The organism is Synechococcus sp. W60.3, assembly GCF_047502615.1.
Lineage (GTDB): Bacteria > Cyanobacteriota > Cyanobacteriia > Thermostichales > Thermostichaceae > Thermostichus.
The window spans coordinates 1-4,537 of sequence record NZ_JANSHJ010000037.1; the positions used below are offsets into that span (position 1 = coordinate 1).

Below are 4,537 nucleotides of genomic sequence, written 5' to 3' on the forward strand. Positions count from 1 at the left end.
AGGGCTACTGAAAGCCCGCTCCGTACCGCTTAGCGGTCGGAGCCGGGTAGTTTACAGTAACTGCAATCACCATCCCTCGCCATCTTCAGGCCAAACTCTCGCAGAGCGGGCAAGAAATTTTTGTTTTCGTGATGGGATCGGCTCAACTTCAGCAAGGCAAATCTCTGGATATCGTGCAAGTTTCTCCAGAAATCGAGGGCAAGCCGGATCCCCAGGTCTTGAGCTTTTTGTTGGACAGCCATTGGGATCTGGTTGGGATTTTGCCATTCAGGCTGGGGATCAATGGGAATCTCTTGCACCTCTTCGTGGCAGATGGAGCGAACCAAATGGCGCAGATGGTTGCGGAGTTCTTCTAGATCCTGTGGAGATTCAGAGGGCCAATCAACACACTTCCGCCGCTCTTCTAAGGAAAACTTGGCCCATTGATGGAGCTTGAGCTTGATCCCGCACAAATCCAGCTTTAGGCGCAAGGTCATGGGGATGCATCGCAGAGAGTCGGCAAAATCTTGCTCAAACTGAAACAGAGTCATGGGAACCTCGATTAGGAACCAAATCTAGAGTTGAGGGGATTGCTTGAGCGGTGGGTCGGCTTTCTCAAGAGCAACGGCACAGGCTTTTAATTCCGGCTGGCCGGAATCGGGACAACTGATGTCATGGGTAAGGGCATTACACTCGGCTTGTTCTGCCCAGAGGGATCCCCAGTGCATGGGTACAAATAGCGTACCGGGAGCAATGTTGGCAGTTATCTTGGCCGGGAAATAGGCCCGCCCGCGGGCAGAACGCACCTGAACCCAATCCCCATCTTGGAGGCCCAGCTTTTCCGCATCGCGAGGATGGATCTCCATAAAGGGTTGGGGGTGCATGTGCTTGATTTTTTCAATCCTGCCGGTGCGGGTTTGGGTGTGCCAATGGCCGTAAAGCCTGCCCGTGGTTAATACGTAGGGAAACTGGGGATCCGGCGGCTCTGCTAGGCCACGGGAATGGTGGGGGATAAAGCGGGCGCGGCCATCGGGGGTCGGGAAACGCCAATCTGTGTAGAGGCGAGTGGACTTAGGGGCCGAGGTTCTTTCTTTGGGATAAGGCCATTGCTGAGGGCCTTGTTCTGCCAAAAGGGCATGGCTGAGGCCGGAGTGATCGCAGAGGCGATTTGCGGTAAGGGCGGCAAATTCTGCATAAACCTCTGCCGCGGTTTGGAAGGAAAATTGCGCTTCAAAGCCCAACCTGCGCCCCACTTCAGCAAAGATCTCCCAATCGGGTCGGGCTTCGCCAGGGGGGTCTCGAAAGGCTTGACAAAGGGTAACCCTGCGCTCGGAGTTGGTCATCACCCCGGTTTTCTCGCTCCACTGGCAGGCGGGCAAAAGCAAATGGGCATATTCTGCCGTTTCTGTAGGGTAATAAGCCTCTTGATAAACAGTAAAGGGAGACTTTTTCAGGGCTTTTTTGACCCGTTCCAGATCCGGAAAGCTCACCAAAGGATTAGTGGCCACAATCCAGAAGAACTGCAGGGATCCGGTTTCCAGAGCGGCAATCATCTCGGTAGCCCTCAGCCCTGGGCAGGGAGAGAGGGAACCGCTGGGCAAGCCCCAAGCCTGCTCCACCTCTGCCCGATGCTGGGGCTGGCTCACCAGCCGATATCCCGGCAGCAGATGGGATAACCCCCCTGCCTCTCGACCGCCCATGGCATTGGGCTGGCCGGTCAAGGAAAAGGGGCCGGTCCCCGGTCGGCCAATTTGCCCGGTCAGGAGATGCAGGTTGATTAAGCTGGTGATCTTGGCGGTGCCCTCGCTGGACTGGTTTAGGCCCATCGACCAAAGGGAGAGAACCCTTTGGGATCCCTGCCAAAGCTTGGCTGCTTCGATCAAATCCTCGGTGGCAATTCCGCAGCGCTGGGCCACAATCTGCGGTTCATAATCGGCCAGCAAAGCTGCATATTCAGCAAAACCTTGGGTGCAGCCCTCGATAAAATCAGCAGCAATGGATCCCCACTTTAACAACAAATGGGCAATCCCATTGAAAAGATCGATATCGGTTCCAGGACAAATTTTTAAGTGGAGATCAGCAGCTTCTGCTGTCTGAGTGCGCCGGGGATCCACTACCACTATTTTGAGGGGGGATCCGGTCCTGTGCCGCTTCTTCAGGCGATTAAAAAGAATGGGATGGCACTCTGCTGTGTTGGTGCCCACCAGAAAAGCCAGATTGCAGAGATCGAGATCCTCGTAGCAGCAGGGGGGGCCATCGGATCCCAGGGATTGGGTGTAGGCCGAGACGGCTGAGGACATGCACAGGCGCGAGTTGGTGTCAAAATTATTGGTGCCCAGGCAGCCCTTAATGAGCTTTTGAGCAACGTAATAGTCTTCAGTGAGCAACTGCCCCGATCCATACATAGCCATGGAGTGAGGGTTGTCTTTGAGGCAGCGCAGCCGAGAAACCATCTCCTCAAAAGCCTGATCCCAAGAAATGCGGCGAAAGGGCTGATCCAAGCTCTCCCGAAACAGGGGATAGAGCAGCCGATCCCGACCAACTGCCTCCAGGATCGTGGCCCCCTTTACACAGACCATCCCCAAGCTGGAAGGATGATCCCGGTCGCCTCTCATTTTCCAGTCACCTGAGGCTGTCGAAACCGCCTCCAATCCACATCCCACACCGCAATAGGGACATAGGGTTTTGATGACAGCTTTTTCCGACTCCATCGCGGTCACCATGAGTTGGGATCCCTGTCAGGATGGATAAGTGTCTTGCATTTTGGATCCCGATAGGCCATCAGGTTAAGGATCTCTTAGCCGAGGAGATCGGCCACTTGGATCTCAAATCCGGGCAATACAACCTGGCTTTTGGCAGTCTCTTGTTCGGTTAGCCAAAGGTGGCGATCCTGAGTCTGGATAAAAATAAATTTGCTTTTGGGAAAAATCAGCCAGACTTCCAGTACATCGGAGCTGAGATACTCTTGGGCTTTTAGGAAAATATCTTCTCCACAGTCGGTTGGAGAGAAGATCTCCTCAACCAGAGGATAGCTCTGCAGCAGCGTGGCAATATCCTCTCCAAATTGCTGGATTAAATCTGGAGATGAGTAGGCAGCATCAGGTCTTCTGACTTTGCCTTTGGTTTGGCCGGGAGCCTTCACCAAAACCATACCCCCCAATGGCTGACATTCAACATAACCGAGCCAACGGAAGAGAAGTCGGGTTTGGAGCTTTGCATCCCCTAAAGTTTGCCCCACTTTCTCCACAATGTAGCCATCTACCCATTTGGTTTGGGCAACTGGATTGGCCAGATAGTCGGCAAGGGTTTTGGGCAGGGCAAGACCCGCTCCTCCATTGGGAGATCGGTTGGAACTACCTGAACCGGAGCAGTGGCCATCAACTTCCCTCTCCAAGTATTTTGAACCCTAGCTCAATCCCCTCCATGGGCAAAGCGGCGATAGAGGAAGTCAAGGGCGCGGTTACGCAATTCGTAGAACTCAGGCATTTCCATAATGCGGGAGCGGATGCGCGGTCGCTCAAAGGGAATGGTCAAGATCTCACCAATATGGGCAGCGGGGCCGTTGGTCATCATCACCACACGGTCTGACAAGTAGAGAGCCTCGTCGATGTCGTGGGTAATCATCAAAACTGTGCAGCGGTGATCCCGCCAAATGGCCAGCAGCTCATCTTGTAGATCTTCCTTGGTAATGGCATCCAAGGCCCCAAAAGGCTCATCCAAGAGCAAAACTTGCGGACGAACGGCAAGAGCACGGGCAATGGCTACCCTTTGCTTCATGCCTCCAGAAAGCTGCTTGGGCCGCTTGTGGGCTGCCTCTGCTAAACCTACCAATTCCAGATGTTCTTGAACAATTTCCCTTTTCTCCCGCCGGGATTTGTTTGGGTAAACCTGATCCACCACCAGATAAACATTTTCAAAAGCCGTCAGCCAGGGCAAAAGGGAATAATGTTGAAACACCATCATCCGATCTGGCCCTGGGGAGGTGATGGGCTGGCCCTTGAGGGTAATGGATCCCGAAGTGGGAGTCGAAAAACCCGCCACCATGTTGATCAAGGTGGATTTGCCACAACCGGAGTGGCCGATAATGCAAACAAACTCACCGGCGGCCACTTCCAGATTGATATTTTCCAGCGCAACGAAGGGCCCTGCTGAGGTGAAGTAGGTCTTGCCCACATTCTGAAGACAAAGAAGGGGCAGTCCTGCAACCGGAGAAGCAGAAGATAGCGGTGAGGAGAACGTGCGGGAGCTGGTCATCATGGTGTTTTCCAATCGAGAGTTTAAGGTAACAAAAGCTAAACTTCGCTGAGCTGGTACTCCTGCAGCTTCAGATCCTGCCGGATGGCCACCGACTCCAGGTAAGCAACGGGATCCTCTCCGTCAAAGCGGGATCCATCGGCAAAGAGTAAAGCTCCGCGGTCATGGGCCCGATCCGGCAGGCCCAGTTCTCTGGCGGCTAGGGCGTAGGTCTCACTGTCCAGAACTTGGTCGAGAACCGAAATCCAGTTGCGGGGAAAAGGGCAGAGGCCCCAGCGAGCCATCTGCGTCAGGATCCAGAGGT

The 4,537-nt window shown here is 54.2% G+C and carries 4 protein-coding genes and 1 pseudogene; all 5 read right to left on the reverse strand.

Going from position 1 to position 4,537, the window contains the following annotated elements; all coding sequences use genetic code 11:
* Positions 1 to 29 precede the first annotated feature (29 nt).
* Positions 30 to 530, reverse strand: a complete 501-nt coding sequence (locus NW846_RS10925) for a nitrate reductase associated protein (RefSeq protein ID WP_414515980.1) — start codon at positions 528 to 530, stop codon at positions 30 to 32.
* A gap of 24 nt (positions 531 to 554) precedes the next feature.
* Complete coding sequence (locus tag NW846_RS10930) at positions 555 to 2,690, reverse strand: molybdopterin oxidoreductase family protein (RefSeq protein ID WP_414516003.1); 2,136 nt, start codon at positions 2,688 to 2,690, stop codon at positions 555 to 557.
* A gap of 86 nt (positions 2,691 to 2,776) precedes the next feature.
* Positions 2,777 to 3,373 (reverse strand): Uma2 family endonuclease, encoded by a 597-nt coding sequence (locus tag NW846_RS10935; protein WP_414515982.1) that lies wholly within the window; start codon positions 3,371 to 3,373, stop codon positions 2,777 to 2,779.
* Positions 3,374 to 3,390: 17 nt separating this feature from the next.
* Positions 3,391 to 4,233, reverse strand: a complete 843-nt coding sequence (locus NW846_RS10940) for an ABC transporter ATP-binding protein (RefSeq protein WP_414516005.1) — start codon at positions 4,231 to 4,233, stop codon at positions 3,391 to 3,393.
* Positions 4,234 to 4,271: 38 nt separating this feature from the next.
* Positions 4,272 to 4,537: pseudogene (locus tag NW846_RS10945) on the reverse strand (bacitracin ABC transporter ATP-binding protein); the annotation flags it as partial.

Bases quoted from the DNA above. Each gene is read 5' to 3' on its own strand.
- NW846_RS10925 (WP_414515980.1), bottom strand. From the start codon at position 530: ATGACTCTGTTTCAGTTTGAGCAAGATTTTGCCGACTCTCTGCGATGC.
- NW846_RS10930 (WP_414516003.1), bottom strand. From the start codon at position 2,690: ATGGAGTCGGAAAAAGCTGTCATCAAAACCCTATGTCCCTATTGCGGT.
- NW846_RS10940 (WP_414516005.1), bottom strand. From the start codon at position 4,233: ATGACCAGCTCCCGCACGTTCTCCTCACCGCTATCTTCTGCTTCTCCG.